The 26152-nt window shown below is 66.9% G+C and carries 22 protein-coding genes and 1 pseudogene; 3 read left to right on the plus strand and 20 right to left on the minus strand.

The features are described 5' to 3' along the window. Positions 1 to 4: 4 nt before the first annotated feature. The 4 genes from DW355_RS12350 to DW355_RS18145 all read right to left on the minus strand — a co-directional run bounded on the left by DW355_RS12350 (position 5) and on the right by DW355_RS18145 (position 3481). Positions 5 to 1552 (minus strand): AAA family ATPase, encoded by a 1548-nt coding sequence (locus tag DW355_RS12350; RefSeq protein ID WP_242671146.1) that lies wholly within the window; start codon positions 1550 to 1552, stop codon positions 5 to 7. Positions 1553 to 1593: 41 nt separating this feature from the next. Further along, entirely contained in the window at positions 1594 to 2391 is a 798-nt protein-coding gene (locus tag DW355_RS12355) for a Crp/Fnr family transcriptional regulator (protein WP_131280466.1), read from the minus strand. Between the two features lie 140 nt (positions 2392 to 2531). Further along, positions 2532 to 3008, minus strand: a complete 477-nt coding sequence (locus DW355_RS18140) for a universal stress protein (RefSeq protein WP_242671147.1) — start codon at positions 3006 to 3008, stop codon at positions 2532 to 2534. Between the two features lie 17 nt (positions 3009 to 3025). Next, positions 3026 to 3481, minus strand: a complete 456-nt coding sequence (locus tag DW355_RS18145; RefSeq protein ID WP_242671148.1) for a hypothetical protein — start codon at positions 3479 to 3481, stop codon at positions 3026 to 3028. Positions 3482 to 3580: 99 nt separating this feature from the next. Here DW355_RS18145 and mgtA point away from each other — a divergent pair, with 99 nt between their 5' ends. Next, positions 3581 to 6136 (plus strand): magnesium-translocating P-type ATPase, encoded by a 2556-nt coding sequence (gene mgtA / locus DW355_RS12365; protein ID WP_131280468.1) that lies wholly within the window; start codon positions 3581 to 3583, stop codon positions 6134 to 6136. Between the two features lie 73 nt (positions 6137 to 6209). Here mgtA and DW355_RS12375 read toward each other — a convergent pair. The 3 genes and pseudogenes from DW355_RS12375 to DW355_RS12385 all read right to left on the minus strand — a co-directional run bounded on the left by DW355_RS12375 (position 6210) and on the right by DW355_RS12385 (position 9122). Beyond that, positions 6210 to 7276, minus strand: a pseudogene (locus tag DW355_RS12375) (LD-carboxypeptidase). A gap of 71 nt (positions 7277 to 7347) precedes the next feature. Next, entirely contained in the window at positions 7348 to 8490 is a 1143-nt protein-coding gene (tadA, locus tag DW355_RS12380) for a tRNA adenosine(34) deaminase TadA (RefSeq protein ID WP_131280471.1), read from the minus strand. Next, positions 8487 to 9122 carry an FMN-binding negative transcriptional regulator gene (locus tag DW355_RS12385; RefSeq protein ID WP_131280472.1) on the minus strand — a complete coding sequence of 212 codons (636 nt, stop codon included), beginning with the start codon at positions 9120 to 9122 and terminating at the stop codon, positions 8487 to 8489. Before DW355_RS12385 ends, tadA begins: the two co-directional genes overlap by 4 nt. Before the next feature lie 18 nt (positions 9123 to 9140). Here DW355_RS12385 and DW355_RS12390 point away from each other — a divergent pair, with 18 nt between their 5' ends. Together DW355_RS12390 and DW355_RS12395 are read left to right on the plus strand one after the other, a co-directional pair. Then, positions 9141 to 11099: a PcfJ domain-containing protein gene (locus DW355_RS12390; RefSeq protein WP_131280474.1), complete on the plus strand. Its 1959-nt coding sequence runs from the start codon at positions 9141 to 9143 to the stop codon at positions 11097 to 11099. A gap of 353 nt (positions 11100 to 11452) precedes the next feature. Beyond that, positions 11453 to 12358, plus strand: a complete 906-nt coding sequence (locus DW355_RS12395; protein ID WP_165493189.1) for a flagellar hook-length control protein FliK — start codon at positions 11453 to 11455, stop codon at positions 12356 to 12358. A 9-nt stretch (positions 12359 to 12367) separates the two neighbouring features. On the opposite strand, the gene DW355_RS12400 is transcribed toward DW355_RS12395, so the two are convergent. The 13 genes from DW355_RS12400 to DW355_RS12460 form a co-directional block, all read right to left on the minus strand. Then, positions 12368 to 13177 carry a hypothetical protein gene (locus tag DW355_RS12400; protein WP_131280477.1) on the minus strand — a complete coding sequence of 270 codons (810 nt, stop codon included), beginning with the start codon at positions 13175 to 13177 and terminating at the stop codon, positions 12368 to 12370. A 109-nt stretch (positions 13178 to 13286) separates the two neighbouring features. Next, positions 13287 to 14240, minus strand: coding sequence for an ABC transporter substrate-binding protein (locus tag DW355_RS12405; protein ID WP_131280479.1), 954 nt, complete (start codon positions 14238 to 14240; stop codon positions 13287 to 13289). 72 nt (positions 14241 to 14312) lie between these two features. Beyond that, entirely contained in the window at positions 14313 to 15278 is a 966-nt protein-coding gene (locus DW355_RS12410; RefSeq protein ID WP_131282677.1) for an ABC transporter permease, read from the minus strand. Between the two features lie 73 nt (positions 15279 to 15351). Then, complete coding sequence (locus tag DW355_RS12415; RefSeq protein WP_131280481.1) at positions 15352 to 16836, minus strand: sugar ABC transporter ATP-binding protein; 1485 nt, start codon at positions 16834 to 16836, stop codon at positions 15352 to 15354. Further along, the gene (locus DW355_RS12420) at positions 16833 to 18008 is read right to left on the minus strand and encodes a Gfo/Idh/MocA family protein (RefSeq protein WP_131280483.1); all 1176 of its coding nucleotides are present in this window, start codon (positions 18006 to 18008) and stop codon (positions 16833 to 16835) included. The genes DW355_RS12415 and DW355_RS12420 overlap by 4 nt, the downstream gene beginning before the upstream one ends. Beyond that, the gene (locus DW355_RS12425; RefSeq protein WP_131280485.1) at positions 18005 to 19075 is read right to left on the minus strand and encodes a sugar phosphate isomerase/epimerase family protein; all 1071 of its coding nucleotides are present in this window, start codon (positions 19073 to 19075) and stop codon (positions 18005 to 18007) included. Before DW355_RS12425 ends, DW355_RS12420 begins: the two co-directional genes overlap by 4 nt. A gap of 41 nt (positions 19076 to 19116) precedes the next feature. Next, positions 19117 to 20469, minus strand: coding sequence for a xylose isomerase (gene xylA, locus DW355_RS12430; RefSeq protein WP_131280487.1), 1353 nt, complete (start codon positions 20467 to 20469; stop codon positions 19117 to 19119). After that, positions 20466 to 21980 (minus strand): xylulokinase, encoded by a 1515-nt coding sequence (xylB, locus tag DW355_RS12435; RefSeq protein WP_207388018.1) that lies wholly within the window; start codon positions 21978 to 21980, stop codon positions 20466 to 20468. Before xylB ends, xylA begins: the two co-directional genes overlap by 4 nt. Further along, complete coding sequence (locus DW355_RS12440; RefSeq protein ID WP_131280489.1) at positions 21977 to 23023, minus strand: LacI family DNA-binding transcriptional regulator; 1047 nt, start codon at positions 23021 to 23023, stop codon at positions 21977 to 21979. Before DW355_RS12440 ends, xylB begins: the two co-directional genes overlap by 4 nt. 172 nt (positions 23024 to 23195) lie before the next feature. Further along, a complete protein-coding gene (locus DW355_RS12445) occupies positions 23196 to 24212 on the minus strand; it encodes a trypsin-like peptidase domain-containing protein (RefSeq protein ID WP_131280491.1) in 1017 nt (338 codons plus the stop codon). A 95-nt stretch (positions 24213 to 24307) separates the two neighbouring features. Beyond that, positions 24308 to 24520 carry a transcription antiterminator/RNA stability regulator CspE gene (gene cspE, locus DW355_RS12450; protein ID WP_035607668.1) on the minus strand — a complete coding sequence of 71 codons (213 nt, stop codon included), beginning with the start codon at positions 24518 to 24520 and terminating at the stop codon, positions 24308 to 24310. 196 nt (positions 24521 to 24716) lie between these two features. Further along, positions 24717 to 25196, minus strand: coding sequence for a VOC family protein (locus tag DW355_RS12455; RefSeq protein ID WP_131280493.1), 480 nt, complete (start codon positions 25194 to 25196; stop codon positions 24717 to 24719). Between the two features lie 87 nt (positions 25197 to 25283). Further along, positions 25284 to 26132 carry a helix-turn-helix domain-containing protein gene (locus DW355_RS12460; RefSeq protein WP_207388019.1) on the minus strand — a complete coding sequence of 283 codons (849 nt, stop codon included), beginning with the start codon at positions 26130 to 26132 and terminating at the stop codon, positions 25284 to 25286. Positions 26133 to 26152 lie beyond the last annotated feature (20 nt).

The following is a 26152-nucleotide window of genomic DNA, read 5'->3' on the forward strand; positions in this document are numbered from 1 at the left end:
CCTCTCAGCAAGGAGACGCCGCGGAACGCCACGCCGCCGCCAGGGATTCGATGTCCACCGGCGCCTCCGTTGAAACCTGGAGGGCGCACTCCTGCTCGTCCGGCGCCAGCGGTTCGTGTCCATGGACCTGTCGTTCCAGCACATCGACACCGGCTTCCGACGCGTCCGTGCCCGAGGCGGCACGGGCCTGCACCCGATGCCGCAAAGTGGCCTGGCTGGCCTGGCAATCCAGGATCGTGAAGGGCACATGGCGCTCCAGCGCCAATGCATGGAACTCGCGACGCCAGCTGCGACGCAGGAAGGCGGCGTCCACGATGACCGGGTAGCCGGCTTGCAGGGCCAGGCGCGCGCGCGTGAGCAGGTCGCCCAAGGTGGCGTCGTTGGCCTGTCCGGTGTAGATGTCCATCCCCCGCGCCCTGGAGCGCTCCAGGGGGGCAAGCCCGAACAGCCGCTTGCGCTCCACGTCCGAGCGGATCCGGATGGCCCCGGCGGCTTGCACCAGCTGTGCGGCGAGCATGGATTTGCCCGAGCCGGAAAGACCATGGGTGATCATCAGCCTGGCCTCGGCCTCGTCAGGTGGCTTCGACGCCCATGCGCTCGCCCATGCAAGGTAATCGGGGCCGGACGGTGCAGCACCCGTCTGTGGCCCCAGGCCCGACGTCATGGCCCGGACCAGCGCCCGGTAGACCTCGTAAAAATGCAAGACCTGCAGCCCCTCGTGATCCCCACTGCCTTGCAGCCAGCCATCCAGGAAGCGGTATGCAAGATCCGGCCGGCCATGGGCTTTCAGATCCATGGTCAGGAACGCCACATCGCTCATCCTGTCGATCCAGCGAAGCTCCGCGTCGAATTCGATGCAGTCAAACGGCACGAGTTCTCCATCGATCAGCACGACATTGCCCATGTGCAGATCGCCATGGCATTCGCGCACGGCGCCATGCTGGCGACGGGCACGCCAAAGGGGCCGCAAAACCCTGTCTTGGTTTTCCAGCCAGGTTCGAAGCGTATGCAGGCGGTGGTCGTCGTGCTGGGCTTTCAGCGAGGCCCAGACGTCCTGGACCGATTGAAACACCCGCTCGGGGCTACCAAAGCCGTCCGGTGGGGCAGCCGATGCCTCGGCATGCAATCGGGCAAGGCGGCGGGCCAGGCCATCGATCCAGCTGGGGTCCAGCCCGCCCGACGCCAGCCGGATGCGCATCAGCGACGACTGGGCAAAGCGCCGCATCCGGACCACATGGTCAATGGGCAATCCGTCGTTGGCGCCTCCCAGTCTGGGTGACGCAGGCGAGCCCCGCACCGGCAGGACGTCGAGGTAGATCATGGGCGCGAACCGCCGGTTGAGCCGCAACTCCTCCTCGCAAAAGTGCCTGCGCGCATGGACGGTGCTGAAGTCTACGAAGGGAAAGCGCACCGGCTTCTTGAGTTTGTAGGCGTATGCGGGCGTCAGCAATACCCAGGAGATGTGGGTTTCGATGCGCTCGACCGGCTGACCCGTCTCACGCGCCAACATGGCGCCCAGCGCATTGACCAGCGTGGTCTCGATCTCTTGCATCGCGGCAGCGTTTTGCGGGTGGATGAGCGCCGATCAACCGTTCATTGAAGAACGGCCGCGTGAGGTGAAAGATGGCGATGGACAAAGGCCGACAGCGCCGCGACATCCGGAATCCGGACGTCGCGGCGGCCCTGTGCCGAAAAACCGATGACGTGATCGCGGGCCAGGCGTGACAGCGCGCGGCTGACGGATTCCAGTGTCATGCCGAGGTGGTTGCCGATTTCGGCCCGCGTCATGCGCAAGGTAATCTGATCGGTCCGGATGCCGCGCTCTGCGAGTGAATCGGCCCAATTGAGCAGAAAATCCGCGACCCGCGCCACGGCGGGCAAGGTGCAGACGGACATCAACGAGTCGCGCTCGCGTGCAATCGCCAGGCTCATGGCCGTGTGCAAGGCGTGCAACACCGCTGGGCATGTCCTGCTTGCGTCCAACAGGGTTTCGTAGGAAATCACCCAGATTTCCCCCGTGTCCATGGCGATGGCGTCTGAGCTGTAGTGTCCGTCGGCGATGCCATCGAAACCCAGCCAGTCACCGCGAAAATTCAGGCTGGCCAGTTGCTCTCGCCCGTCGGTCGCAAGGTTCACGATCTTGCAAAGGCCGGAGTTCAGCACATACAGATTGCCAAAACGCTCACCGGAGCGGTAGATGACATCGCCCGCGTGAACGACCCGGCGCTTGGGATGGAGTTGTCCGCTCAGCAGGCTGAGTGTCTCCGGTATCTGTCGACTCGCGGCAAGCCGGGCCTGCGCAACTGACGTTGTTGCGAGGTCGCTGCCATCGGCCACCGTCAGGTCAGCTTGGACGGGATTCGTCTCGGAGGGGGCAGCAAACGCGTGCATGTGAACTCCTGTGTGTTCGCCGAAGGGGGGCGCAGCGTGATGCTGGTAATCCCCTGGAACCGCCAAAACAGTGGACCGAATCCGCGCGTGCAGGTGCTTGGACAGTGTGCTGCTTCCGAAGCCTGTCGCGCCAATCGCATTCAGTGCGACATCCATACCGGAATCGTCATGGTTTGCAGGAGGGTGCGTGTCGCCCCGCCCATCACCCATTCGCGGGCCCGACTGTGGCCGTAACAGCCCATGACCAGCAGATCCGCGCCAACATCCGCCGCGCGTGACAGCAGCAGATTGCCGATATCGTCTTCCTCGGGCCCGCCCTTGTGCGCGTCAGCCGTGACGCCATGGATCTTCAGATAGCCTGCCAGCTTTTGCAGGGACTCCGCCGCCGCCTCGCCATAGCTGATCACATGTACCTGGCGCGCGCGCCGCAACCAGGGCAAGGCGGAAGACACCGCGCGAGCGGCCTCCCGGCTTTCTTTCCAGGCCACCAGCACGGTGCGCCCGACGGCGGCGAATTCGCCGGCATGGGGCAGGATGAGCGCAGGCCGTCCGCTCTGCAGCAGCACACTGGGCAGGAAGTCCGCGGGCAAGGCCCCACTGTCCGGGGCGTCCGCCATCCTTTGCCCCAGGATCATCAGGTCCGCATACAGGGCCTTGGCCGCGAAGCCCCACGGGCCTTCCGCCAGAGGCTCGGCCCACCGCAGCCGGGGGAATCGCCGGCGGCCTGGACAAAGGCGGCGCGTGTCTTGTCCAGCCATTCCTGGTCCAGTGCCAGGAGCAATTCCGCGGCGACCGCAGCGCCCGCCATCGCATAGGGATACCGCGCCAGCGCGGTCAGCATGCACGGTTGGGCAGTGACCTCGGCATCGAAATCTTCCGCGATCTGGCGCGCAACCCTGATGCGAGATGCCGATTGCGGAGAGCTGTCGATGTGGAGAAGGATGGAACGAGGCGTTTGCATGAAAGCTCCTTGCGGGAAGAGGAGAATTTGTGCACAGAGTAGGTCGTCCACCCGGGTGGCTTCTTGCGCTACATCAAAGATTGTGGCGTTAGCCCTGCCCATGCAGGAGCAGAAGTTGATTTCGCGCAAGCAGGGGTAGCCACCCGCCGCTAAGGTGTAACTTTCCGCGCGTTGCCCACGCAGGACGATATGTTCAGACACCTACCGTCGCCCGCAGGAGCGGTCGCAATGACAGACCCTGTAACAGACGCGACGTCAGCTTGGTGGCTGAGGCCGCCGCCGGCTGCCGCCCAGGGCCTGTCGGGCGCGCAGGCGGACGAGGCATTGGCGAAGTACGGGGCGAACGCTTTCCGGAAAGGTCCGCGTCACCTCGCCCTGACCCAACTGCTCGCGCGCTTTCGCAACCCTCTCATCCTCGTCCTGCTCGCGGCCAGCGTGGTGTCGGCGGCCACGGGTGATATCGCCAATTTCCTGATCATCCTGCTGATGGTGACGCTGAGCATCACCCTGGATTTTCTGCAAGAGCATCGGGCCATCCACGCTTCCGATCGGCTGCGCGAATCCGTGGCGCTGCGCGCCCACGTGCTGCGGGATGGGCATCCACGGGAGATCCCGGTCACCGCGCTTGTGCCTGGGGATGTGGTGCTTCTTGCCGCAGGTGACCGCGTGCCCGCAGACGGGTTTGTGGTGGAGGCCCGTGACTTCTTTGTGAACCAGAGCCTGCTGACGGGCGAGTCCTATCCGGTGGAAAAGCACCCCGGCGTGCTGGAGCGTGAGGCCACGGAGCTGCAACAGGCGCGGAACGCGGTTTTCATGGGCAGCGTCGTGGTCAGTGGAAGTGCCCGCATCCTGATCATGTGCACGGGGAGCGCCACGGTCATGGGCGAGATGGCGCACAGCCTCCTGGTCGAACCACCGCCGACGGCTTTTGCGCTCGGCATGCACCGTTTCGGCCTCCTGCTCATGCGCATCACCGTCATGCTGGTGCTGTTCGTGATGCTCGTCAATCTGTTGCTGCACCGCCCCGTGCTCGACACTTTTGTCTTTGCGGTCGCGCTCGCGGTAGGGCTGACGCCGGAGATGCTTCCCATGATCGTCTCGGTCACGCTGGCGCGTGGCGCCATGCGCATGGCCCGTCAGCGGGTCATCGTTAAGCGGCTGGCCTCCATTCAGAACCTGGGCGCCATGGATGTGCTGTGCACGGACAAGACGGGGACTTTGACCGAGGCCAGGATCCGCCTGGAACGGTGCGTCGACGTGAACGGCAACGACACGCCGCACCTGCGCAGGCTGGCCTACCTCAACAGCATCTTCGAGAGTGGTGTGCGCAGCCCGCTCGACGATGCCATCCTGGCTGGCGAGGTGGATGTGTCGGGATGGCGCAAGGTGGACGAAGTACCGTTCGATTTCGAGCGGCGGCGCGTTTCCGTGCTGGTCGAGCGCGCGGACACGCGCTGCCTGGTGGTCAAGGGGGCGCCCGAAGATGTGCTGGCGCTGTGCAGCCAGCAGGATGACGGCGAGGGACGCTCTTCATCGCTTCTGAACGGGAGCGCCCGGGAGGCACTGCAAGCACAGTACCAGACCCTGGAGCGGGAAGGCTTGCGCGTCCTGGGTGTCGCCTGGCGCGCGGTGGCCGCCGATCACACGCACGCCGACGTGAGCGACGAGCATGAACTGATCTTCGCGGGATTTTGCGCCTTCATCGATCCTCCCAAGGTGGACGCGGGGACCGCGCTGCATGCCCTGGCACGCAGTGGCGTGGACGTGAAGATCCTCACGGGCGACAGCGAACGGGTGACGCTGCATCTGTGCGCCTTGCTCAAGCTGCCGGTCGTGGGGGTTTTGACCGGCCAGGAGATCGCTCAGATGGACGAGGCCGCGCTTCGGGCCAGGGTCGGTCGCACCACCCTGTTCTGCCGGGTCAATCCGGCGCAGAAAAACAGGGTGATCCTTGCCTGCAAAGCCATGGGCCACGTGGTGGGTTATCTGGGCGATGGCGTCAACGACGCGCCGGCGCTGCTCTCCGCCGATGTGAGCCTCACGGTCGATTCCGCCGCCGATGTGGCGCGCGAAGTGGCCGACATCGTGATGCTGGAGCACAACCTCTCGGTGCTGCACGCCGGTGTTCAGGAAGGTCGGCGCACATTCGGCAACGTGATGAAGTACACCATGATGGGCACCAGCTCGAATTTCGGGAACATGGTGAGCATGGCCGGCGCCTCGCTGTTCCTGCCCTTTCTGCCCATGCTTCCATCGCAAATCCTGCTGAACAACGTGCTGTACGACCTGGCGCAGACCACCATCCCGTTGGACCTCGTGGATCCGTCGGACCTGCGCCGCCCGCGCAACTGGGACATGGGCTTCATCCTGCGTTACATGGGTCTGTTCGGACTGATCAGTTCCGCTTTTGATGTGCTGACCTTCTGCATTCTGCTGTGGGTATTCCAGGCAGACGATGGCCTGTTCCGGACCGGCTGGTTCATGGAATCGCTGATCACCCAGGTGCTGGTGATTTTCGTGATCCGCACCAGGGGCAAGCCCTGGGCGAGCCGCCCAAGCGCCGCGCTAATCGCCAGTTCATTGGGCGTCGTGGCGCTGGCCTTGCTGCTGCCCTTCACGCCGCTGGGGCGCCTGTTCCAGTTCGAGCAAGCACCGGCGGTGTTCTTCGTCTGGCTGCTGGGCATGGTGGTGACTTATCTGGCCCTGGTCGAACTTTGCAAGCGTTTTTTTTATGCAAGATGGGCCACGGTCCGGTCACCTGGTTCCGCGCCCCAGTTCCGCTGATGCCGTCTGCCAGGGTCCGAAAAATCTCATGTGAAACTTTCAATAAGTATGGCAAATCATTGATTTTCAATGATCAATGATGGTCGTGACCATCATGATCGGCGTGGCCATGCGCATGGCCCCAGACCAGCAAGGCATCGCGTCCTTCCACCAGCAGATCGCAGCAGGCCCCGACCGGCAGCAGCACCTTGGTGGGCACATGACCGAACGGCAGACCGGTCAGCACCGGCACCTTGAGCTGGCTGCGCAGCCAGTTGACCACGCTTTGCAGCTTGAAGCCCTTGTCGTGCGCCGTGAGCTTGTAGTCGGTGAACTGGCCGAGCAAGATGGCCTGTTGCCGGCCCAGGATGCCAGCGTGCAGCAACTGGGTCAGCATGCGCTCGATGCGGTAGGGATGCTCGCCCACGTCCTCCAGGAACAGGAGGCCGCCCGCCGTCTGGGCAGCGGACGGGAAATAAGGCGTGCCCAGCAAAGACACCAGCACGGCCAGGTTGCCGCCCCACAGGGGCGCGTGTTCGATGGCCAGCCGATTGCTTTTCTTCCCGTCACTGGCCTCCAGGCGCTGCAGAAGGCGCGCCTGCCAGGCTCCGGCGGCATCCTGATCAGCGGGGGGGTTTTGGGTAGCCGCCAACCCGTCCCTTCGCCCTGCCCCAGCAGCAGGTCTTCGAAACAGGCTTGTGTGATCTCGTCCGGCGCCCCTTCCCCGCCAAAGGCCTCCAGCAGGGCGGGGCCGGCCCAGGTGATGCCGCCACCCTGTCCCGGGTGCTGGGCCTGGGCCGCGAACACCGCAGCCTGAAAGGCCGTGAAGTCGCTCAGGCCCACGAAAGCGGTTCCGCGTTCGATGGCCTTGTGGATTTGCTTCACGGGCAGGTCGGGCAGGATGCGCGTCAGGCCATAGCCACCACGCGTGATCAGCGCCACGTCCGCACCGCTGGCCGCCGCGCGGCGGATGGCGGCCAGCCGGATGGCGTCGTCGCCCGCGAAGCGTTGCTGGCTGGCCAGGGCGGCTTCGTCGATTTCCACTTCGATGTCGGTGCCGAGGCCCGGGCCCAGGGCTTTCAGGCGTTGGATGCCACGCTTGAAAGCGGCCTTGTCGCGCACCGCGCCGGAGGGAGAGTAGATGTAGATGTGTTTGCTCATGCCGCGGCCATTATCGGTGGTGGTAACCGTCGCCCCGCCTCCATGAGCAGCATCCCGCCGATCGTGGCAACTCAGTCGGATGCCTTGAAGGTCGCAAAGGCGCGTGGCGCGGCACGATGCCCGGCGTCGGGAAACGGCGCATCCCAGGCGTGTGCTTCTTGCGATTCGTCCGGCATGGCCGCCGGCGCCGCGCAGTGCGTCTGCAGGTGCCGCCCCGGCTCGGCCCGGGCCCAGCGCCGGCCCAGCTCGGCGACCGGGTCGCTCGCTTCGCCCGGCAGCAGCAGCGCCACCTGCCGTAGGTCCAACCGTTCGACCAATTCCCGCAGCACCTGCAGGTGCCAGTCCAGGCTGTGCGCGCCCTCCTTCTTGGGCTTGTCGCTGCGGCCGAAGCCGATCAGGTCGGGCGCGACCACGCGGTGCCCCTGGCCCAGCAATTGCGGAATCAGCGCGTGGTAGCGGTAGCTCCAATCGCCCTGCCCGTGCAGGCAGAGCCAAGTGAAGCGCGGGGTTGCGGTCGCACCAGCCAACGCTTCTGAGTTCCCTGCCTCGCCTTCCACCGGCGTGTCCCCCTGCCCCCCTTCGTCCAGGTAATGCAGGCGCAGGCCCGCCAGGGACGGCAGATCATTCAGGTAACGAGGGGGCCAGGGGAAATCGGGCAGATCGGCAAAACGGTGCTCGGGCGTGCGCAGCGCGTCCTCGCGCAGGGGAAAGCGCGCGGGGTCCTGTTGCGCGGCTTGCCGCGCCTCTCGGCGGCGTTGCAGGAAAAAGTCCTGCAGCATTGCGCCGCTGTCCTCGGCCAGCACGCCGCCCTGGACTTCGGTCCGATGGTTGAGCTGCCGGTGCGCGAACAGGTTCAGCACCGAGCCCGCCGCGCCGGTCTTGGGATCGGCTGCGCCATAGACCACGCGCTTGAGGCGCGCGTGCAGCATGGCCCCCGCGCACATGGGGCAAGGTTCCAGCGTCACATAGAGCGTGCAGTCGTCGAGCCGGTAGTTGCCCTGGGCCAGACCTGCGGCCCGCAAGACCTGCATTTCGGCGTGCGCCGTCGGATCATGGTCGGCGATGGGCGCGTTGCGTCCAGTGGCGAGCACGCGGCGGCCGCCGCTGCGCGGGTCCTGGTGGACCAGCACGGCCCCCACCGGCACCTCACCCGCCTGGGCGGCCTGTCGCGCCTGGTCCAGGGCGAGTCGCATGAAGTCCTGGTCGGAGTTCATGCCGGTCCGTGCAAGCCCAGCCGGTCCATCCAGGCCGCCAGGCCCTGTTCATCGGGGTTGCCGGCCGCGTAAGCCGCGCGCATGGCGGCATGCGCCTCGGGCCGGTGCTGGTTGAGTTTGAGCTTGCACTGCAGCGCGGTCACGCGCAGTTCAAAGGCGACGATGCCGTTCAGCATCTTGCGCTGAAAGTCCGGGTCCAGGCCACGCCAGCGGGCCGCATACGCTGGCTCATGGTCGCCGATCAGCCGTTTGAGCAAGGCATCCTTGGCCTCGGCGTCCTCGATCAGCGTGGCCTCCACCGTGCAATGCACGGCCAGGTAGTTCCAGGTCGGCACCCGTTGTTCGTCCGGGTAGACCTGGGGCGACATATAGGCATGCGGCCCCAGGTAGGTGACCAGTGCCCGGGGCCGGGCCTGCAGGTAGCGCCAGTGCGGATTGGGTTTGGCCACGTGGCCCAGCAGGCACAGTGCCTCGCCTTCCGCCTGCGTGTCCGACACCCCGTGCAGCGGCAGATGGGTCACGTAAGGCAAGCCTTCGTCGTCGGTGCTGATGAGGCTGGCGAACGGATGCTCGCGCATCAGCGCTAGCGCGAGCGACCGGTCCTCGGATCTGAATTGCGGCGGCAGGTACATGCGGGCAGAATGTAGCGCATGAGTGGCGCATTGGTGGGCTTGCGGATCGGCGGCGAGAAAAAGCTGTTGCGCCTGCATGGCGAACGCGGTTGCGAGAGCGTGCTGACCAGCCTGCTGGCCTGGTTGCGCAGCGTCAGCGATGCGCGCCTGCACGCCTATGCGGGCATCCTCAAGACCGTGGACGTGGCGCTGGGGCGCTATACCGCCGAACTGGAGGACAAAGAGCGCGCCATCCTGCTGGCCTTCTTCGAGGACCACCTGGGCGAAAGTTGCCAGCCGCCGACCTGGGCCGAAGCCTTCGCGGCCTTCCCCGATCTGGAAGGCTGGCACGCCGGGTTCCCCTACATGCCCGCCGCGAGCATCGACGCCTGCGCCGATGTGCCCTGGGGTTTCCTGCTCGACCTCGACGCGGACCGCGGCACGGGTGAGCTGCAGATCTACATCAACCGCCATGCCCGTTTCGCCTGGCGCGACATGGGCACCGAGCTGGCCCCGCCTTGCTGTAGCCTGCCCTTGGCCCATGCGCGCAAGCTCTCGGCGACTGACGTGTCGGCCCTGCAGGGCCTGCTGCACCAGAATTTTTACTCCGACGGCATTGATCCCTTGCTGCCCTTGCGGGACCCCGCGCGCAGCCACCTGTCGCCCCCCTTCCCGGTTCTGGGCGCAAGCGCCGCGGGTACGGGGGACGAAGTCTGGCTGGCTCGCCTGCATCTGACGGCTGGCCACGCGAGCCTGCTGCTGGAGCGCGCGGGCCTGCGTGCCACGGTGCGCCAGGTCAGTGAACTGCGACTGGACGACCCGCATTGCGGCGCTTGGCTGCGCCAGGCGCTGGCCCCCGAGGTGCTTGCCTTGACCCTCGCCATCCATGGCCCCGGGGCCAGTCTGGGCCACACGGCGCGGGTCGCGACGCATCTGCCCCGTCTGCCGTTCGCGGCCGATGCCCGAACCGACGCCGGGGCCGAGGTGGAAACCGGTGGCCTGCCGCTGCTGGCGCTGGGCCTGAACCCGCATGCGGGCCTCAACCTGGCTTTGAGCCCACGCGATGGCCCCGCCTTCTTCGACGCCTTGCGCGCCTGTTTCCTGGAAGGCGGCATGCGCGTGCAGGGCTGGCGTTTTCTGATCAAGCAGGACAACGCCGTGCTGCGCGCCATCCTGCAGTTCTTTCCGCCCTCGGCGCGCATCCTGCGCGGCTTCACGCATTTCATCAATCTGCTGGCGGGCAGTCTGCAGCACGAGCCCTTGACGATCGCCCGCTGCCAGCCGGCCTTGCGGGGCGTGGAGCGCATCCTGGACCGCACGCGCGGCCGCCCCGAAGCCATGCGCGAGGAAAACGCCCGCATCTTCCTGCGTGCCCTCGTGCGTGCACGCCTCTCGCCCGAGCAGGAGGCGAACCTGGCCCATGAGGCGCAGGATGTGTCGGACTTCGTCTATGCGCACACGGCGGTGCTCAAGGGCGCGACCTGGGCGTCCTTGTGCCGCCGTTCGGACGCCTGGCACCGTGCCTTGCTGATCGGGGTGGACCCGGCCAAGGACCTGCGCTGGGCTGCCCTGCTGCCCCGTTACCAGAGCGGCGCCTATGTCGCGGTCGAACTGGACTGCGGCTACCTGTTGGCCGAGGAAGGACTGGAGCAGCGTCATTGCATCGGCAGCTACGCCAACGCCTGCGCCAGCGGGGGCACGCGGGTGTTTTCCTTGCGCCAAGGAACCGCGCAAGGACGACGCGTCGCGACACTGGAAGTGCAACGCGGCCACGACGGTGATTGGCACATGGTGCAGATTCGGGGCAAGGCCAACACGGCGGTGCAGGATCCGCTGCTGCTGCAGGCAGCCGATCAGGTGGTGTCGGCCTATGGCGCGGCGGTGCGGGCCCAGGCTGCAGGGCTTCGCACCACCCTAGGCAACTGGGACATGCCCATCGCGGGGGACTATGCGCCCCCGCCCTATGTCATCCATCGCCAGGAACACTGGACGGGCTGAGGCCTGCCTAATTTGTTCCATTGCCCCGAGCATCCACCTTCGCAGATCTTCATCTCCATGGCCACCGACCGCATCTCCACCGGCAACGCGGCACCGCCTTTGCCGCGCGCTGCCACGCTGGGCAGCGCGAGTGCCAATGCCAAACCGGGCGAAGTGCTGGCACTGCGCATCGAGAGTCGCAGCGGCGCGGGTGCGAACGAAGTCTTCAACGGCCGCAGCGCGGACGGGCGGCTCTTCCAGTTGAGTACGAGCGTCGCGCCCGGCATGAACCTGCAGATCGGACAGACGCTGCAGGTTCAGGTGCCGGGGGGCAGTCCCAATTCCAGTTGGCGATGCATGGCGGTGCCTTGCTCATGCCTGCGCAGCCTCAGTCCGTCGTGCCCACCCGCGCGACCGCCAGCCTCGACCTGGCCCAGGCCCGGATGGCAGACGCGGATGGCGAGGCCGCTTCCGCCGCGCCAGACCTGGACCAGTTCCTGCTGCAACGCGTCTTCCAGGGTCAGGGACTCGGGGGCGATATCTGGGTACTGGCCCAGGCCTGGCGCCACTTGGTGCTCGCACGCCTGCGCCAAGTTCAAGGATTGGCCTTTGCGCCAACGCCGCCGGGCGCCGGGCGTCCTGCTGCCGCCGCGGACGCCGCCGCCATGGCCGCCTCGCTGGCCCTGCTGCAGGCCATGACACCTGACGAAACACGGCAAGACGACGGACTGCATTCCGCCTTGTGGGGCCCCACGGCCCAGGCGTCCAACCCTGCGCTGCTGCTGCCGCAGCTCTGGATGTTCCATACCTATGTCTGGAACAACACCCTGCCCCTGACCTTCTGGGTGCTGCCGCGCGAGGAAGAAAAAATGGAGGGTGGGCAGGCCGCCCGCCAGCCCACCCGCGCGCGCATGCTGCGCCTGTGCTTCAAGCACCCGGTCCATGGTCCGCTCTGGGTGGATGTGCGCGTGGATGAACAGCAGGTCACCGTGGACTTCCACGCCGAGCAGGCCGACGCCGTCGCCACCTTGCTGCAGTTGCGCCCCGCCGTCAGCGCCGCGCTGGCCCAGGCCGGTCTGCACTTGCTGCGTTACCAGGTTCGGGCCGGCTCGCCGCCTCGTCCGGAAGGGAATGCCGCGCCTGCGGATTCCGCCAACCCGGCCCTGCCCACCCCCGGCATGAACAGCCTGCCTTCGCTGCTGAACTCAGCGGAAAGCACGCTGGCGCCCGAGCTCTTCCTGGCGACCGTGGGAGTGATGGAGGCCTTGCGGACGGGGTGAGTCGCGCGCTCAGCGCGCCTCGCCCACGCAGACCACGGCCTGGTGCCGCAGGTGGAACATCTCGATATCGGTCTCCAGGAAGAAGGCCGCTTCCCAGGGGTTCTTCAGGATGAACTGGGCGCGCAGCGGCTCGTACTCGGGCGCAGTGCGCGGCACGATGTAGGCCTGCATTTCCAGGATGGTGTAGTTCCAATGGATGGACTGGTCGAAGGTGAACTTGGCGCGTTCATCGATGGTGAAGAAGCAGCGTGACTCCCGCTTCAGCACCTGAGACTTGAAGGTGCCGGGCCGCGTGATGATGAAGACATCGTCGTCTTCCGAGGAGAGGAAGGCCATCACCGTGGTGTGTGGCTGCGCGGGGGTCAGCGTGGTCAGAACGCCGATCTTGTTGTGATGGTCTTTGTCTTCGGGCACTGGAATGCGAGCCAGTGGTGAAGCGGCCAATGTGCGCGAGGGGCGTGGATCGGCCGGAAATTCGTAACCCGGCTCGCGTTGCGCTTCGACCACCTTGACGCCGTGGATCAGGCTGAACTCGACCGGCGTCACCGTGGCCCAGTTCTCGTCCACCGCCTGCACCCGGCCCTTGTACGAGGCCCGGTAGACGCGCAGCTCGGCGTCCAGCTCGTCCACCCCGGTCCGGTTGTCCAGGTGCAGTGTCACCAGGGAACCCTGGGCCAGCGCATGGCCCTTGGGAATGAAGAGCTGCAGCTGGTTGTCGCGGCGTGGGTAGACCACACAGATGTGGTGCACGATGCCGCTCGCCTGGTAGGAGGCCAGCACGCCCAGAATCTGCTCGCCCAGATAGTCACGCAAGGCCATCACGAATCCTTTGTCTTGGTGCGCGCATTCTAGACAGCTGGCCCGGCGGCCCGGCGCCACCCGAGCTGGACGGCACGCCGGTCCAGGCCGGCGCACCACAGGACCCCGCTCAGTGCGGCGAATCGGGGAAGTAGTACTTGGCCGCGTTGTCCTTGGTCACCAGCACCGAAGGAATGATGGTCCGCGCTGGCATCGTCTTGCCCGAGACGCGCGCCTCGGCGGTGAGTTTCATCGCGTCGGCGATCATGCTCGGCGAGTAGGTCACGTTGGCCCGGACCAGCTTGTCGCCGTCCATGACCTTCTTGATGTAGTCCTTGGCGCCGGCGCCGCCGACGACCAGCTTCACGTCGCTGCGCTTGGCCTGTTCGATGGCGCGTTGCACGCCCACGGCCATGTCGTCGTCCGAAGCCCAGACGGCGTCGATCTGCTTGAAGCGCGTGAGGAAGTCCTGCATGACCTTGAAGGCGTCGTCACGGTTCCAGTTGCCGTGCTTGGCGTCGAGCACCTTGATGCCGGGGTTCTGCTTCATGACCGCGTTGAAGGCGTCCACGCGCTCGTTGTCGATCACGGTGGGGATGCCGCGCAGGATGACGAGGTTGCCCTTGCCGCCCATTTCCTTCGCCATGTACTCGCCCGCCACCTTGCCGAAGCCGGGGTTGTCGCCGGCCACATAGGCGTCCTGTGCCTTGGTGTCGGTCAGGCCGCGGTCCACCACCGTCACGAAGACGCCCTTGCCCTTGACCTGCGCCACGGGGCGCGTCAGCGGTGCGGACTCGAAGGGCAGGATCACCAGGGTGTTGATCTTGTTAACCGTCTGCAGGTCCTGGACCTGGTTGGCCTGCTCGGCCGCGGAGCTCGCGGTGCGCACGATCACCGTGGAACCGGGGTACTGCTTCTCAAGCTCGGCCTTGGTGCGGTTGGCCCAGTACACCACCCCACCCGTCCAGCCATGGGTCGCCGCCGGGACGGAAACGCCCATCACCATCTTGTTCTGAGCGAACGCGGGCGCGGTCATCAGGGCACACACGGCCAGTGAGATGGCCGAGAAAAGACGTCGATTCATGTTGTCTCCTAGGTAATAAGTTCTTGGAACGCAAAGATGGCCCGCCGCCCTGGAGGCTGCGCGGCCGCAGGCTCATCGTCGCCCACGTTGAAGGAAGGCCACGACGATGATCACGAAACCCTGCACCGCCGCGTTCAGGTAAACGCTGATGATGCTGGTGAGGTTGAGGATGTTGCCGATGACCGACAGCAGCACGGCGCCAATCACGGTGCCGGCCACGCGGCCCTGGCCGCCCTTGAGGGCGGTGCCGCCCACGATGACGGCCGCGATGGCCTCGAGTTCCCAGAGCAGGCCCGTGGTGGGCGAAGCCGAACCCAGCCGGGGCACGTAGAGCAGCGTGGCGATGCCCACGCAGACGCCCAGCAGCACGTAGGTCAGGATCTTGACGCGGTCCACCGCCACGGCGGCGTAGCGCGCGACCTGCTCGTTGGAGCCGATGGCCTGCACGTAGCGCCCATAGCGCGTGCGGTTGAGCAGCAGCGCGCCGACCAAGGCCACCGCGAGGAAGACCCAGATCGGGATGGGAACGCCCAGCCAGGCTCCGTAATAGACCGGGCCGTAGACGTCGCCGAGGGCGTTGTCCAGCGTGAGCGCGCCGCCGTTGGAAAAATAGGTCAGGTAGGCGCGGAAGATGCCCAGCGTTCCCAGGGTGACGATGAAGGGCTCGATCCGTCCCTTGGTGATCAGCACCCCATGCGCCAGGCCAAAGGCCGCGCCCAGCGCAACCGCGACGGCCATGCCCACCAACACCGCGAGCACCGGGCTGCCGACCAGGGGTGCCACCCCGTTCATCACCATGATCATGCAACCTGCGATCAGCGCCGCCATCGAACCCACCGAGAGGTCGATGCCGCCCGAGATGATGACAAAGCACATGCCCACGGCAATGATGCCGATGAAGGCCGTGCGGGTCAGCACGTTCATCGCGTTGTCCCAGGTCGCGAAGTCGCTGTTGAGCAAGGTGCCGACGATGCACAGCAGCAGCAGGCCGATGAAAGGCCCCGCTTCGCGCAGATGACGGCGCAGGAGGATCCCCATCTTGTTGCCGCCCTGCACATGCGGGTCGGTCGTGGCGTCGGGTTGGCGAGCGGGTTGCAGCAGTGTCATGGTGTCAGTGTGTGCCGGTGGCATGGGCGATGAGCTCCTCTTCGGTCAGGTGGTCCGAATCCAGGGTGGCCTGCACGGCGCCGGCGCGCATCACCACCACGCGATGGCAGAGCCCGATCAGCTCCATCAGCTCGGAGGAGATCACGACCACTGCGCGGCCTTGGGCCGCGAGCCGCTGGACCAGGAAGTAGATGTCGCGCTTGGCGCCCACGTCCACGCCACGCGTGGGTTCGTCCAGCACCACCACGCGCGGATCGGGCTGCAACACCTTGGCCATGGCCAGCTTCTGCTGGTTGCCGCCGGACAAGGCACCCGCGGCAATGTCTTGCGACCCGGTCCGGATGCCGAAATTGACCATGGCCTGCGCCAGCGCGCGGCGCTCCGATTGCAGATCGAGCCAGGGCCGCGCGTGGCGATCCAGGTCCATCAGCGTCAGGTTCTCCTGCAGTGACATGCGGATGTGCAGGCCGCGGCCCTTGCGGTCCTCGCTCAGGTAGGTCAGGCCGGCGCGCGCCGCAGCGCGCGGATTGCGAAAACGGACCACCTGTCCGTCGAACTGAACCTCGCCCCCGCTGATGGGGCGCAGGCCGAGCAGTGCCTCGAACAACTCGGTGCGCCCGGCCCCGACCAGGCCGGCGAAGCCCAGGATCTCGCCGGGCCGCACGTCGAAGCTCACGTCCCGGGCCCAGCCGGGCACGCTCAGATGCCGCACCGACAGCAGCGGCGCGGCTGGCGGCGGCGGATTGCGGGGCGGGAACATGTCGGAGAGCTCGCGGCCGACCATGAGCTGGGCCATCTGGGGTCGGCTGTGCTCGGCGGTGGGGCCGCGCGCGACGAAGCGGCCGTCGCGCATCACGACGATCTCGTCGCTGAGGCGCTCCACCTCGTCCAGCTTGTGCGAGATGTAGACGATGGTCACGCCCTGGCCGCGCAGCCGCGCGATCACCTCGAACAGGCGCTGCGCCTCGGTGGGCGTGAGTGTGGCCGTGGGCTCGTCCATCACCAGCAGGCGCGCCTGGCGCGAGAGCGCCTTGGCAATCTCGACCAGTTGCTTCTCGGCCACCATCAGATCGCGCACGCGCGTGTCGGGGTCGGCGTTCAGGCCCACCTGTTGCAGGACCTCGCGCGTGACGCGGCGCATGTGTGCCTCGTCCAGCAAGAGGCCGCGTCTCGGTTCACGGCCCAGGAAGATGTTCTGCGACACCGTCAGGTCATCGGCCAGGTTGAACTCCTGGTGGATCAGCACGATGCCGGCGTCTTCGGCCTCGCGCGAGTTCCTGAAATGCCGCCTGCTGCCATCGACTTCCAGCCCACCGCCGCTGAGTGCTTCATAACCGCAGAGGATCTTCATCAGCGTGGACTTGCCCGCGCCGTTCTCCCCCAGCAGCCCGACCAGGCGGCCGGCTGCCAGCTCGAAGCTCACGCCGTGCAGCACCCGGACCGGGCCGTAGTCCTTGACGACCTCATGGAAGCGCACGTGCAGGCTCACGCCCGCACCTCCACCCAGCGCGCGCCTTCGGTGGCCGAGCGCACGGCTGCCTCGATGAAGGCCATGCCATGCACACCGTCGGCGATGGTGGGGAACACCACGTCCGCGGGCGCGGCCTTGCCTTCGCGCGCGGCATGCAGGGCCTGCGCGATCTCACTGTAGACGGTGGCGAAGCCCTCCAGATAGCCTTCGGGGTGGCCGGAAGGCAGGCGCGTGACACGCGCCGCATCGCCATTGGCGGCGCCCGTGCCGCGCGCGATGGTCTGGGTCGGCTGGCCAAAGGGCGACCAGTGCAACTGGTTCGGATGTTCCTGCCGCCACTCCAGCCCGCCCTTGTCGCCGTAGACGCGCAAGCGCAGCCCGTTCTCGTTGCCGGGCGCTACCTGGCTGGCCCAGAGCAGGCCGCGCGCACCGTTGGCGTAGCGCAGCATCACCTGCACGTTGTCGTCCAGCGCGCGGCCCGGCACGAAGGTGCTGAGTTCGGCGCAGAGCTGGGTGGGCTGCAGACCCGTCACGAAACCAGCGAGCTGGTAGGCGTGGGTGCCGATGTCGCCGACGCAGCCGCCCGCGCCGGAGCGCTTCGGGTCGGTGCGCCAGGCAGCCTGCTTCTGGCCCGTGGCTTCCAGCGGTTCGGTCAGCCAGTCCTGCACGTACTCCACCTGAACCAGGCGGATGGAGCCCAAGGCGCCCTCGCGCACCATGCGCCGGGCGTGGCGCACCATGGGGTAGCCGGAGTAGTTGTAGGTCACGGCGAACAGGCGCCCGCGCGACTGGGCCAGCGCGCTCAGGCGCTGGGCATCGGCCAGCGTGGTCGTGACGGGTTTGTCGCAGATCACGTGGATGCCGGCTTCCAGGAAGGCCTGGGCGGCCGGCGCGTGCTGGTCGTTGGGCGTGACGATGGCCACGGCCTCGATGCCGTCAGGCCGGGCCGCTTCCTCGCGCGCCATGCTGCGGTAGTCCGGGTAGGCCCGTGCCAGGCCCAGCGCGGCGGCCGAGCGCAGCGACTTCTCGGGCGTGGACGACAGCGCGCCGGCCACCAGCTCGTAGTGGTCATCGATGCGGGCCGCGATGCGGTGCACCGCGCCGATGAAGGCGCCCTCGCCCCCGCCCACCATGCCCAGGCGGATACGGCGGCGCGCCGTGCCCTGGGGGGTGCCGGCTTCGATGGTCATGCACCCTCCTTGGCCAGGCCCAGCATGCGGCGCAATTGCGCGGGGTCGGTCTGGCCCCCGGCGAAGTCGTCGAAGGCCTTCTCGGTCACGCGAATGATGTGGTCGCGGATGAAGACCGCGCCTTCCGCCGCGCCCGCCTCGGGGTGCTTGAGGCAGCACTCCCATTCCAGCACCGCCCAGCTGTCGTAGTTGTATTGGGCCATCTTGGAGAAGATGGCGCCGAAATCCACCTGCCCGTCACCCAGCGAACGGAAGCGGCCCGCGCGCTGCACCCAGGGCTGGTAACCCGAATACACGCCCTGGCGTCCGGTGGGGCGGAACTCCGCGTCCTTGATGTGCAGCGCCTTGATGCGCTCGTGGTAGATGTCAATGAACTCCAGGTAGTCCAGCTGCTGCAGCAGGAAGTGCGAGGGGTCGTAGTTGATGCAGCAACGCGGATGGTGCCGCACGCGTTCCAGGAACATCTCGAAGGTGGTGCCGTCGAACAGGTCTTCGCCCGGGTGGAGCTCGAAGCAGACGTGGCAATCGGCGTCTTCGAAGGCATCGAAGATCGGCAGCCAGCGCTTGGCCAGTTCGTCGAAGGCCGCGTCGATCAGGCCGGCCGGACGTTGCGGCCAGGGATAGAGAAAAGGCCAGGCCAGGGCGCCCGGAAAACTCACATTGCTCTTGAGGCCCAGGCGCTGCGAGGCCTTGGCGGATAACTTCATCTGCTCCACCGCCCAGGCCTGCCGGGCCTTGGGGTTCTTGCGCACGGCCTCGGGCGCGAAGCCATCAAACGCCTCGTCGTAGGCCGGATGCACGGCCACCAACTGGCCTTGCAGGTGCGTGCCGAGCTCGGTGATGGCCACGCCGTGCTCGCGCGCCACCCCGGCCACCTCGTCGCAATAGGTCTGCGACGCGGCGGCTTTCTCCAGGTCGAAGATGCGCTTGTCCCAGGAAGGGATCTGCACGCCCTTGAAGCCCAGGCCGCCGGCCCATTTCGTGATCGACGCCCAGGAATCGAAGGGCGCGGTGTCGCTTGCGAACTGTGCCAGGTAGATGCCCGGTCCCTTGATGTTGGTGGCCATGTCTCGCTCCTTGCTGCGGGTTGCTGCTTGTTTGCTGGGGGTCAGAAATAGCTGTTGACGAGGTGCTCCAGGCGTTCCTGCTGACCCGAGCGCGGTTGCGGCTCCAGCTTGCGCGCCTCGACCTCGCGGGCCAACTCGTCGAGCGAACGTTGGCCTTGCAGGATGGCGCGGCCACTGGCGCTGTCCCAGCCGGCATAACGTTCCTGGAGGTGGCGCGGCAAGGCACCATCGTTGAGCATGCGCTCGGCCACCAGCAGCGCGCGTGCGCACAGGTCCATGGCCGTGGCGTGGGCCCAGACCAGATCGTCCGGGTCGATCGACTGGCGGCGCAGCTTGGCGTCGAAATTCAGGCCGCCCTGGCCAATGCCACCGGCCTTCAGCACCTCGTACATCGTCAGCGCGACCTGCGGCAGGTTGTTGGGGAACTGGTCGGTGTCCCAGCCCAGCATCTCGTCGCCCCGGTTCATGTCCAGCGAACCGAAGATGCCCAGCGCGCCCGCCAACGCGATCTCGTGCTCGAAGGTGTGGCCCGCCAGCAGCGCGTGGTTCTGCTCCAGGTTGACCTTCACCTCCTTTTCCAGACCGTGGGCCTTCAGGAAGCCGTAGACCGTGCCCACGTCGTAGTCGTACTGGTGCTTGGTCGGTTCCGCGGGCTTGGGCTCGATCAGGATCTGGCCCTTGAAGCCGATCTTGTGCTTGTGCTCCACCACCAGGTTCAGGAAGCGGCCGAGCTGGGCCAGCTCGCGCTTGAGGTCGGTGTTGAGCAGGGTCTCGTAGCCTTCACGCCCGCCCCACAGCACGTAGTTCGCGCCGCCGAGTTCGTGCGTGAGTTCCAGCACGTTCTTCACCTGGGCCGCGGCGTACATGAAGACCTCGGGGTCCGGGTTGGTGGCCGCGCCCGCCATGTAGCGCCGGTTCGAGAACAGGTTGGCCGTGCCCCAGAGCAGGCGCACGCCGGTCTCCTGCATCTTGCGCGCGAACACGTCCCCGATGCGGCGCACCTGGGCGTTGGATTCGGCCAGCGTGGCGCCTTCGGGCGCGATGTCGCGGTCATGGAAGGTGAAGAATGGCGCGTCGACCAGACGGAACAGATCAAACGCCACGTCGGCCTTGAGTTCGGCCTGTGCCATCGGATCACCCGCCGCATGCCAGGGCCGCCGGAAGCTCGGCTCGCCAAAGGGATCGGTCCCACCCCAGCCGAAGCTGTGCCAGTAGCACACGGCAAAGCGCAGTTGCTCCTCCATGGTCTTGCCCAGCACCACCCGCTTCTTGTCGTAGTAGCGGTAGGCCAGGGGCTCCTGCGCGCTGGGCACGAAGTCCGGCCCCCGGTAGACCAGGGTGTTCGGGAAGCTGAAGTACGCGGGGCGCCGCGCGCCCGAAGGATCGTTTTTCATGCGGGTTCCGTGGTCGGTGGAGAAAAAGATGAAAGGTCAGCTGTGGGCGTCGGCAGGTGCCGGAGCCGGCCGTACAGCTGCTGCCACTGCGCGAAGTCCCTGTCGTGGCGCCGCGCGTTTGGCGCATCAGGCACATAAGAACGCTGGCGCAGCGGCTTGCTGAAGAGGCGCACGCCGTCGGCCGCCACGCGCGCAAGCCTGGCCGCGCCGAGCGCGCAGCCATGCTGGGAGCCGGCCACCTGATGCAGGGGCAGCCCCAGTACATCGGCCAGCGTCTGGTTCCAGAGGTCCGAACGCGCGCCCCCGCCAATGAGGTCGGCCTCGGGGATGCGGGTGCCTGCGGCGGCGAGCGCGTCGCGCATGTCGCGGAAGGCGTAGGCCACGCCGGTCAGGACCGCGCGGGTCATGTCGACGCGCCGCGTGCCGGCCGCCAGATGCACAAAACCGCCGCGCAGCAGCGCGTCGTTGTGCGGCGTGCGCTCGCCCGACAGGTAAGGGGCAAACCAGCAGGCGCCCTCGCCTTCAGCAGCAACTTTCGCGCGGTCGTCCGCCTCGACGTCCCGCAGCAGATCGGCCTCGGCGCAGGCGGTGACGCTCGCCCACCACGACAGGCTGGCGGCGGCCGAGAGCATCACGCCCATCTGGTGCCAAGTGCCGGGCACGGCGTGGCAGAAGGCATGCACGCCCCGGTCAGGCGCGGGCGCGAAGCCGGCCGTGGTGGCCCACAGCACGCCCGAGGTGCCCAGCGAGAGAAAGGCGTCGCCCGGCGTGACGGCGCCGACACCCACCGCTCCGGCCGCGTTGTCGCCCGCGCCGCCGGCCAGCACCGGCGCCTGTTCAAAGCCCCAGCGCGCCACCCATTCGGCGCGCAGGCGGCCGGTCGGCGCCGTGCCTTCGACCAGGCGCGGCATGTGCCGCTCGTCCAGACCACAGGCAGCCAACAAGGGGGCGCTCCAGGCCCGCGCACCCACGTCCAGCCAGAGGGTGCCTGATGCGTCCGACAGGTCCTCGGCGTACTCACCGCACAGCTGCCAGCGCAGCCAGGCCTTGGGCAGCAGGACCTTGGCCACGCGCGCGTACACCTCGGGCTCGTGCCTGCGCACCCAGAGCAACTTGGGCGCGGTGAAACCGGGCATGGCGGGGTTGCCGGCACGCTGGCGCAGCTGCAAGTCGGGCCGTTCCAGCTCGATGCATTCGGCCTCGCTGCGGCCGTCGTTCCAGAGGATGCAAGGGCGCAGTACCGCGCCATCGGCCCCCAGCAAGGTGGCGCCATGCATCTGGCCCGACAGGCCGATGGCGCGCACGGCCGTCAGGGCACGGGGGTGCCCTGCCTTGAGCGCATCCAGGCACTCACAGGTGGCGCGCCACCAGTCGGCAGGAGCCTGCTCGGACCAGCCGGGGTGCGGGCGGCTGACCGTCAGCGGCGCGCTCGCCACGGCCAATTGCCGTTCGTCCTCCAGCAGCAGCGCTTTCACGCCCGAGGTGCCCAGATCGATGCCCAGCGTGATCATGGCAGGTTGTCCTTCACGTAGACGTCGATGCGGATGCGCTCCTGGTCGGCATGCACCGACTCATGCGTCAAGCGTGCCAGGGCCTGCCGCAGCGCCGAGCGGATTTCATGCCCCGGGTCCTGGTTGATCACGGCGGCCAGGGTGCCGTCCAGCAGATCGGCGCGCGCGGCCGGTGTCAGCTCATGGCCCACGAACACCACGTCCCGCGCCCGCCCTTCGGCCTTGAGGGCCAGGGAGATGCCCTTGCTGGCGCCGATGCAATAGATGGCGCGCAGTTGCGGGTGTGCGCTCAGCAGTTGGCGCGCAAGCGACTCGTTGAGCGTGGGCGCGTCCTTGCCCTGCAAGGTGGGCAGCACCGTGAGCTGTGGGTACTCGGCCGACATGACTTGGTTGAAACCCAGGTGGCGCTCCGCGTGGTCGCGCAGGGACAGGCTGCCGGCGATCACACCCACCTCCCCCGCCATGCGACCAACGAAACGGCCGATCAGCGTGGCCGCCGTGCGGCCTGCGGCCACGTTGTCGATGCCCACGTAGGCGTGACGCCGTGAACGGGGCACGTCGGAGACCAGGGTGATCACGTCGCAGCCATGCTCGACCAGTTCATCGATGGCGCCCTGCACCAGGGGATGGTCCAGGCCCATCACCACCACCGTCTCGCAACGGTCCTTGAGGGAGCGCAGCAAGTCGGCCAGGCGCTGGGGCTCGAAGACATCGACCTCCAGCGTCTCGGCGCTGGCACGGTGATCTTCCAGCCAGACCCGGTTGGCGTGCAACTCGGTGTTCAATTGGGCAACAAAGGGGTTGTCCCCCGTGGGCAGCACAAAACACAGTCGGTGCGAGCGCGTGCGCGCCAGACGCGCCGCAGCGGGGTCGGGCCGGTAGTTCAGGCGCGCTACCGCCTCGCGCACGCGGGCAATGGATTTGGCGTGGACCCCGGCCCGGTTGTTCAGCACGCGGTCGGCCGTGGCCAGGCTGACCTGGGCTTCGCGGGCCACGTCGCTGAGCGTGGCGCGTCCGGTCGGCGTCTCTGGTTTGGCTGACATTCCGAAATTTTGAGGTGCGAACCTCAAAACGAGGATTGGGGTTTACGCCAGAAAAATTTCCTGATTCCCCATGCTTAACCGAGGGTAATGGGGGGTTGTCCTGGCGAAAAAAGAGGTCCGCAACTCAAGTCTGTGACATGTCAGCGGCAGTAGCGCGCTGCAGGCACGCCCGTCAGCCTGGGTGGGTCAAGGTCATCAGCACGTCTGCGTACCAGGCGCAATTGAGCCCCAGAGATTCGTCCTCGAGCAAATCCCGTGTACGCATGTCCATCCGGGTGGAATGCACCCCGAGCAATTGCCAGGGCGACAGCGATGAACTGGCGCCCCGGGTGCGGCGCCTACGGCGCAGCACCGGCGCGCCGCTGCTGCCGCGGTGGGTCCTGGCATCGGTCAGGAAATACCCTTGTTGCTGGAATCGCACGCCATACGCCGAGGCGATCGATGCGCTGCGGGCAACGGCGAGGTGATGCACCGTGTCATGGAATCCCAGCGGGAAACCGATGACCATCAGCGTGTCCCCGATGGCCACATCCTCCTCTTCATTCGCAAGATGCGACGGATCGAACGCCTCTAGCACCGTGCCTGCAGGTAGGCGATTGGCCTGCAGCTCGATGACGGCGACGTCCACGGGGCCGGCCGTGTCGGCGGCTTGGCGCCACAACGCCAAACCGTTGCCATACAGCGGGATCGAGAAAGTCGCGTACCGCGTCAGGTCGCGTGCATCGGTGTGCAATTCGATCTCGATGCGGTCCGGGGTGTGGCCACTCGGTTCATCGATGAAGACATGCCGGTTCGAGACCAGGAACAGGCGTTCGTCACGGCGAAAGAAAAAGCCACTGGCTCCGGTGGACAGGTGCGTGCCGTTGTAGGTCCGGATATGGGTCGTGGTCAGCAACACCGCCTCGACGGCAAGGCGGGGATCGGTGGTCAGGGCACTCGGTGCGATGCTGGCGAGCACCGCGCGGGTCCTGGCCACGTCCCGCTCGAACGCGGCCATGACGTGGTCCGACATGGTGGTGTTCAGCATGACGGTCCGCGCGGCTTCGGCGTGCGCTTCGAACGAGCGTGCCAGGGCGGCGTGGTCGTTCGGCGCCAGTGTTTCCAGCAGCGCGGGAAGCAAGGCATCCAGGGCGACCAGACTGCCTTTGAGCTCGCAGATGCGCTCGGTGGCCTCCTGCAGATTTTTCATTGCAACACTGCCTTCCAAAAAGGGAAAGCGCGGACAAGCCGCGCTTTGGGAGATCCGTGCACGCCAGGTGCTTGGGCCATCAGGCCCAAGGCGCCTCAGCTCACCGCACGGATGTTGGAGGCCTGCGGGCCCTTCGCACCTTCGGTGACTTCGAACTGCACATGTTGGTTCTCGGTCAAGGTCTTGAAGCCGCCACCTTGGATTTCACGGAAGTGGGCAAAAAGGTCCTTGCCACCCTGATCGGGGGCAATGAAGCCAAAGCCCTTGCCTTCGTTGAACCACTTCACGGTTCCGGTCTGTGTCGTCATGTTGATTTCCTTTCGAAGTTGCCGGGACGCAAGAACACGCCCGGTGAAGAGATGCCAAGAAAATCATCGAAGGAAGTTCGACACGGCCGCCGGAGAAATCCGGGGGAAGCGAATAAAGACCGATGCAGTGATGGTCTTGCACATATCAACAGGCCCATGGTACCCGTAACGGGAGTCGCGTGCGGGTTTTCCCAACTTATCTTTTCGAGGGTGCGTCAGACGGTGGGGGCGCCGACGAAGTGTTGAACAGCGCGGTGTAGCGGCGCTGCATCTCCTCGGGTGTCACCGTTTCAATGGCGTGCCCGATCAACCAGCGATGGCCCAGGGGATCACGCACGGTGCCGGAACGTTCGCCGTAGAAATGGTCTTGCGGCGCCCGCTCCAGGGTGCCGCCGGCCGCCACCACCCGGTCGATCAGCGCGTCCGCGTCCTCCACGTGCAGGTGCAGCGTGACTGGCAGGGCACTCAGGCCCTCGGGGCTGCGCACGCCCAGTTCGGGGTACTCCTCCGACAACATCAGCGTGTGGCCGCCGAAGTCCATCTCGGCGTGGCCGACGCGGCCGTCCGGCTCGGTCAGGCGGAACCGTTCGCGCGCGCCAAAGCCGCGGGTGTAGAAATCGATCGCGGCGCGTGCATCGCGCACGCACAGGTAGGCGTACAGCTCGTGGATGGTCATGGCAACTCCTGGTCGGTAAGGCAGCATTCTTGCGCGAGCAGGCCGCCGCGTCTTGCAGCAAATTGACCTCGGCCGATCTCAACGTCGCTAGGGTCTCAGCACCTGGGGTGCAAGCGGGACATGGCGCGGCGTGGCCGGGTCGGCCTGGCGCCGCCAGACGCCGGGCGTCATGCCCGTGATGTCACGGAAGCTGTTCGCCAGATGGGCCTGGTCCGCGTAGCCGGTGGCTGCGGCGATGCCCGACCAGGTTTCCATGGGTCGGGCGGCCAGCGCCAGCACCTGGTTGAAACGCTGCAGGGCCAGCCAATCGTGTGGCGCGAGCCCGGTGGCCTGGCGGAACAGCGCAATGCAGTGGCGGTGGCTGAGACCGCTGGCACGCACCAGATCGGCAGCCCGTTGCTCAGGATGCCCGGGACGCCGCAGCACTTGGACCAGAGCGGGATGCAGCGCCACGGGCCGGCCCTGGGCCCGGACCAACAACCAGTGCTCGAACACGGCCAGTCGCCCTGCCCCGTCCCGACAAGACCGCAGGCGCTCGGACAAGGCCTCCACCTCGCCCACTGGCAAGAGTTGGTCCAGCGGTGTGTGCTGCCCGGCCAGCGCGGATTCCGGCACGCCCAACAGCACGCGGGCCGCACCCGGCCGCAGCATCGCGCCCACCGACGCCGAGGGCTGGGACACATCGCGCAGGTGGTAAACCGTGCGGGCACCGCCCACCACGGCATGGCCCAATCCCTGGCCGTGCAGATCGTCGGCATGCTTGAAGATGTGCAAGGGCGGGCCATCGATACGCAGCGCGATGTGCGTGGCCCCGGTGGGCAGCACATGCTCGCGGGCACCGGGCAAGCTGGGTGCCCCGGGCGATGGGTCGTGCGCCCAGATGGAGTCCACCAGGGCGCGCAGCGCGGGGACGGGAGGACGGTGCAGCGTCGCCATGCCGTGATGGTAGCGGCGCG

The organism is Hylemonella gracilis, assembly GCF_004328645.1.
GTDB lineage: Bacteria > Pseudomonadota > Gammaproteobacteria > Burkholderiales > Burkholderiaceae_C > Hylemonella > Hylemonella gracilis_B.

What these genes read in the sequence shown, in the direction of transcription:
- DW355_RS18140 (WP_242671147.1), bottom strand. Translation starts at nt 3,008, where the DNA reads ATGGCGGACGCCCCGGACAGTGGGGCCTTGCCCGCGGACTTCCTGCCC.
- DW355_RS12405 (WP_131280479.1), bottom strand. Translation starts at nt 14,240, where the DNA reads ATGAATCGACGTCTTTTCTCGGCCATCTCACTGGCCGTGTGTGCCCTG.
- xylB (WP_207388018.1), bottom strand. Translation starts at nt 21,980, where the DNA reads ATGATCACGCTGGGCATCGATCTGGGCACCTCGGGCGTGAAAGCGCTG.
- xylA (WP_131280487.1), bottom strand. Translation starts at nt 20,469, where the DNA reads ATGAAAAACGATCCTTCGGGCGCGCGGCGCCCCGCGTACTTCAGCTTC.
- DW355_RS12445 (WP_131280491.1), bottom strand. Translation starts at nt 24,212, where the DNA reads ATGAAAAATCTGCAGGAGGCCACCGAGCGCATCTGCGAGCTCAAAGGC.
- tadA (WP_131280471.1), bottom strand. Translation starts at nt 8,490, where the DNA reads ATGAACTCCGACCAGGACTTCATGCGACTCGCCCTGGACCAGGCGCGA.
- DW355_RS12460 (WP_207388019.1), bottom strand. Translation starts at nt 26,132, where the DNA reads ATGGCGACGCTGCACCGTCCTCCCGTCCCCGCGCTGCGCGCCCTGGTG.
- mgtA (WP_131280468.1), top strand. Translation starts at nt 3,581, where the DNA reads ATGACAGACCCTGTAACAGACGCGACGTCAGCTTGGTGGCTGAGGCCG.
- cspE (WP_035607668.1), bottom strand. Translation starts at nt 24,520, where the DNA reads ATGACGACACAGACCGGAACCGTGAAGTGGTTCAACGAAGGCAAGGGC.
- DW355_RS12440 (WP_131280489.1), bottom strand. Translation starts at nt 23,023, where the DNA reads ATGTCAGCCAAACCAGAGACGCCGACCGGACGCGCCACGCTCAGCGAC.
- DW355_RS12355 (WP_131280466.1), bottom strand. Translation starts at nt 2,391, where the DNA reads ATGCACGCGTTTGCTGCCCCCTCCGAGACGAATCCCGTCCAAGCTGAC.
- DW355_RS12395 (WP_165493189.1), top strand. Translation starts at nt 11,453, where the DNA reads ATGCCTGCGCAGCCTCAGTCCGTCGTGCCCACCCGCGCGACCGCCAGC.
- DW355_RS12410 (WP_131282677.1), bottom strand. Translation starts at nt 15,278, where the DNA reads ATGGGGATCCTCCTGCGCCGTCATCTGCGCGAAGCGGGGCCTTTCATC.
- DW355_RS12455 (WP_131280493.1), bottom strand. Translation starts at nt 25,196, where the DNA reads ATGACCATCCACGAGCTGTACGCCTACCTGTGCGTGCGCGATGCACGC.
- DW355_RS12390 (WP_131280474.1), top strand. Translation starts at nt 9,141, where the DNA reads ATGAGTGGCGCATTGGTGGGCTTGCGGATCGGCGGCGAGAAAAAGCTG.
- DW355_RS12420 (WP_131280483.1), bottom strand. Translation starts at nt 18,008, where the DNA reads ATGACCATCGAAGCCGGCACCCCCCAGGGCACGGCGCGCCGCCGTATC.
- DW355_RS12400 (WP_131280477.1), bottom strand. Translation starts at nt 13,177, where the DNA reads ATGGCCTTGCGTGACTATCTGGGCGAGCAGATTCTGGGCGTGCTGGCC.
- DW355_RS12350 (WP_242671146.1), bottom strand. Translation starts at nt 1,552, where the DNA reads ATGCAAGAGATCGAGACCACGCTGGTCAATGCGCTGGGCGCCATGTTG.
- DW355_RS12425 (WP_131280485.1), bottom strand. Translation starts at nt 19,075, where the DNA reads ATGGCCACCAACATCAAGGGACCGGGCATCTACCTGGCACAGTTCGCA.
- DW355_RS12385 (WP_131280472.1), bottom strand. Translation starts at nt 9,122, where the DNA reads ATGTACCTGCCGCCGCAATTCAGATCCGAGGACCGGTCGCTCGCGCTA.